We start from the raw sequence: 4067 nt of genomic DNA, 5'->3' as shown, positions 1-4067 counted from the left end.
ACCAGGTTGTCGAACATCTGGCTGCCAATAGGGCCGCCGCTGCTCATGCCCACGCTCTGGTGTTCGACCTTATAGTCCGCGTGGTTTTCAATACTGCTGAAGCCCAGCGTGCCCGTATCCAGCCGGTTTTTATCCGTCGCTGCCGTTGAGCTGATACCACGCCGAAAAGGCAGTCACGTATGATCCAGAAAAGGACTGTGGAGTGGCGAAAGCTGAATTAACTGCATGATTACCAATGAAAGATCTTGGAGGGATGGTCTTGATTTACATTGTAACCGTTTAATTTTAAATATAACCGTATTTTTTCACTCGGGAATAGAGGATATAATATCAAACCTACATTGAATATAAATAATTTAGGCGACAAGGCTATTACATTATAAACATTGTTCAGGTAACCATATAAACAGCTTGGCCTGCTGGCAGAAGCTAAACCAATATCGTTACCCAGCCAGCCCGGGCGCTCTGTCATATCAATGCCGCCCTGAGCAATCTTCTTATCAACAACTTGCGCTTCCAGTGGATTATCTTTCATTTTTTGTTCAGTGTCTGCATTTTGCTTATCGCTGACCTTTTCCACTTATCGATAACTGCCTGGCAGTCACCACCTGAGCTCCGGCAATCTGACAGCTCTTTATCAAAACTCAGTGACTGGCTGGAAGAGGCTGGATTTACGATCGACACGCCGGTTGAAGTCCGGGTGCTGCCGGGCTGTCTGATCGTGACTGCTAAGGAACCGCAGCCAGAAACGGCAGAGCCGAAAGTCGTCGTCGCGTTGCATAAGGCCTGTAAAAAGCTCTCTGCCCGCAAGCAGCGTCAGATTGCGGAGTTTATCCAGGTCATTGCCACGCCGCAGAAGCGGCCACGGAGGCTCCTGGAAGGAACTGTGGAGTGGCTGCCGCTTTAAGGTAATAAGCTGATTGTAAAGTTAAATCCCGGCCAGACCGGGATTTTGTTAGTCAGTAAAAGTCAGGCTCTATTTGACCTTCAGCTTTTAGAATTTCAATAAAACGCTTGTAAGTCTTTGGATCGCCCTCGACAAGATCATCCAATATTCTTTCTGCAATGAGTGGTTTAAAAAATATACCATCTTCAAAAAAAATAAAATCACCTGACATTGTAGGATCAACAACGCCTACTTTATCTGCATTAAAAACAGATAAGCCATAATCTTTTACTAAACCATAGAAATAGGTTTTGCCTTTAATCCAGTAAATGGCATAGACATCTATTAGTGTTCCGTCGTTTTCTTTTATTTTCATTTAACAGCATCCTTAATAGAATCAATCACCTTGGCAGGGTCATTAACACTTCTCTGAGGTGTGGTTACTTTCATATCATAAGCTTTACCAGTTATGGAATTATATTGGTAATGTACTGTTATAGTTGAGCCATTAGATAGTTTTTGCTTTGCTTCCATTTTCTGGAAGCCTGCAGATGTTGGGAAGCGAGCATCCTTATTCATTCCTTTGAGCGGTTCTCCTGCAGAACCTGGATTAGCCCGAATCTGATTCCACACAACTTTCTCATTCAGATCACGCGGGAAAGCATTCTGTATCCCTTTAGCTGTCGTTGTAAATTCAGCTCTCTCAATTAACTGCTGCTGTTCCCTTGTTAGCCGCGATATTGGATTGTTTGCTGTCGATTTCTCAACGGTTAACCCAAATATCACACCTGCCAATACCGCCTTACTGAGGTTATTCTTGTGCAATTCCGTATTGTTAGCCACCGGTTCCAGCTCAGAGATTGAGTAGGTAACCAGCTGCTGACACTGTGTATTACAGTCCGGCGAAGCCTTTAGCACTTTCAGCTTCTCAAGCTCTGCTTTCTGCTCTCTAATCGGTATTGCTGTTGTAAGCGCCTTACCCTGTTTCTCTGCATCCAGCTTTTTCAGATCTGCTACAAGCTGGTCTCTCTCCTCATCGGTCTTCGCGTTTGCATATTTCTCGGTGAATGACGTGACGTCCGTATCGCTGAGATAATTATTCTCAACCGCATTCTTCCCGGCCTGCGCGCCCGTCACCGCACCGCCGGCGCTGTCCCCGGCAAGCCCGCCCGCCAGACCCGCCGCCAGCGTCCCCAGCGCACTTATCGTCTGTCGCTGCTCCTCAGACAGGTCTTTACGTTTAACGCCCGGATACAGCTGCTGCGCGATGTACTCGCCCATCACCGCGCCCGAGGCTCCGGCCAGCGCAGCATTGCCCGCCGCGTACGAGGTTACCGCACCCAGCACCGCGTGCGCCATCAGGTTCGCCTGGACATTAACCTTACCGTTCGCATCTGTGGTCAGCTCGTGTATCTTTTCCGCCAGGTACGGTGACGCCCGCTGCGATATATCGGCTTCCGTATAGGGCTTACCGCTTGCCGCCAGCTGCTCACGCGCCGCCTGAAGAGCCGCCGGGTCCTGCTGCGCCTTCATCCCCGCTATCTGGCCCTGCGTCCGGGCGATATCTCCCGCCTGAGCGCCTATCTCACCTATCAGCTGCGCCGCCTTCAGCCGGTTCTGCTCCTTCTCTTTATCAAAGATGACGTCCAGCCCCGGATTGGCGTTAGCCACGTCGCGGCTGAGGTCTGCAACGTCCTGCGTCTGCTTTTCCTTATCGCGGATAACTATCGTACCTTCCGATACCGCCGCCTTCGTCACCGAGTCCGCGCTGCCGCTGTCGTTCAGCCCCGCCAGCATGCCGTTCGCCATGTTCCCGGCGAACTGACCGCCCACGCTGCCGCCCGTGCTTATCCCCGCACTCTGGTGCTCTACCTTATAGTCCGCGTGATTGTGGATGTCGCCAAAGCCCAGCGTGCCGGTGTCGAGTTTATTCAGGCTGGCATCTGCCGTACTCGCAATAACCGCGCCGTTCAGCTGGAGATTACCGCTGCGCCCGGTGTGCTCCGGTTGCAGCGGCGGTAAGCGGGGGATTCAAGGGCTTGAAAGCAAAAATCCCGGCTCACTGGCCGGGATTTCATTTATTGGAGCATAATATTAGTTCAATAGCCGAATGTCGTCTGGATAAACAGTCAAAACATCTAACGTCTCACCATTAGCATCAACAAACTCTACTTCATAGCCTAAAGTAGGTTCTGTATATACCATAACAACAGCACCTTTACATCCTGCAGCTATAGAGTCAGATAACACTTTAGTGGCCTTAACGACATCATATTCTTTAATCATAATTTTAGCACCCGTTATTTCTTAGCCGGAATAGCTGTCACAAGTCTAACGACACCATCATTATTCTTAATCCAACCGAATTTCACATCTATTGTTCTTCCGTTAGCACCAGTGATAGATATTACTTGGTCATATTTAACACCGTGCTGCGTTTCTGCTGTTTTCACAGCTTTGCCTGGTTCGAAGACAATTTGTTTCGCAAGATCGCTTGAATTCCCTTTGTTAAAACCGAGGGCTTTATCAAACCATTCAGCCTTGCTTCCGCCAACAGGATGATCTTTCGCTAACAGGTAATTAGTTAATTTATTATCAACACTAGTTTGCGTCTCTGGTGCGTTTTTCGCTCCGTTTTTGACTGCACTTCCTCCAGTATTAGGCTTATTTTTCCCAACTCCTGCCGCAATTCCCGCAGCACTGGTTCCTGCCACCTGTGCCAGCGAGTTTATCGCGAGCTGCTTCGCTTCAGGTGAATCACCGGACATCAGCGCATTATGAATCGCCGCATTTCTGTCCGCCTCAAGCTGGATCGTAGTCACCTGAAGGATTGAAAGCTCGTTCTGTTCTACCGGACTCAGACCGCCATCAGCTCGGGCTTTTTCCAGCAACTCACTGGTACGGTTAGCATAATCAGCCTGTAACCTGCCAACTTCATTCGCTTTATCAACACAGTCCTGAGCGCCTGTACACTCCATCACGCGCTTTTGTTGTGCTGCTGAAATCTGCTTGTACTTCTCGGTTACTGCGCCTTCACAGGCTTTGTTGCCCTGACACTGCGACATTTCCTGAACGCGGGACTGGTTTTCCTGCACACTCAGCGCATTATTCTCAACCGCATTCTTCCCGGCCTGCGCACCCGTTACCGCAGCACCCGCACTGTCCCCGGCAAGCCCGCCCG

At 49.6% G+C, this 4067-nt stretch carries 5 protein-coding genes and 1 pseudogene; 1 reads left to right on the top strand and 5 read right to left on the bottom strand.

Going from position 1 to position 4067, the window contains the following annotated elements; genetic code table 11:
- Positions 1–229: 229 nt before the first annotated feature.
- Complete coding sequence (locus tag EGK14_RS21685; RefSeq protein WP_125290996.1) at positions 230–535, bottom strand: hypothetical protein; 306 nt, start codon at positions 533–535, stop codon at positions 230–232.
- A gap of 3 nt (positions 536–538) precedes the next feature.
- Between EGK14_RS21685 and EGK14_RS20985 the strand changes: the two genes are divergently transcribed.
- Positions 539–907, top strand: a complete 369-nt coding sequence (locus EGK14_RS20985) for a SymE family type I addiction module toxin (protein WP_233598569.1) — start codon at positions 539–541, stop codon at positions 905–907.
- 52 nt (positions 908–959) lie between these two features.
- On the opposite strand, the gene EGK14_RS20980 is transcribed toward EGK14_RS20985, so the two are convergent.
- The 4 genes and pseudogenes from EGK14_RS20980 to EGK14_RS20965 all read right to left on the bottom strand — a co-directional run.
- Positions 960–1262 carry a hypothetical protein gene (locus EGK14_RS20980; protein WP_125290995.1) on the bottom strand — a complete coding sequence of 101 codons (303 nt, stop codon included), beginning with the start codon at positions 1260–1262 and terminating at the stop codon, positions 960–962.
- 713 nt (positions 1263–1975) lie between these two features.
- A pseudogene (locus EGK14_RS21680) lies at positions 1976–2872 on the bottom strand (VENN motif pre-toxin domain-containing protein); the annotation flags it as partial.
- Positions 2873–2980: 108 nt separating this feature from the next.
- Entirely contained in the window at positions 2981–3172 is a 192-nt protein-coding gene (locus tag EGK14_RS20970; RefSeq protein WP_125290993.1) for a DUF4926 domain-containing protein, read from the bottom strand.
- A 14-nt stretch (positions 3173–3186) separates the two neighbouring features.
- The coding region (locus EGK14_RS20965; RefSeq protein WP_199746514.1) for a VENN motif pre-toxin domain-containing protein at positions 3187–4067 on the bottom strand (881 nt) is incomplete at its 5' end.

The sequence above is a fragment of the Erwinia sp. 198 genome (assembly GCF_003937915.1).
GTDB lineage: Bacteria > Pseudomonadota > Gammaproteobacteria > Enterobacterales > Enterobacteriaceae > Erwinia > Erwinia aeris.
This window is presented reverse-complemented; position numbering and strand designations above follow the sequence as displayed.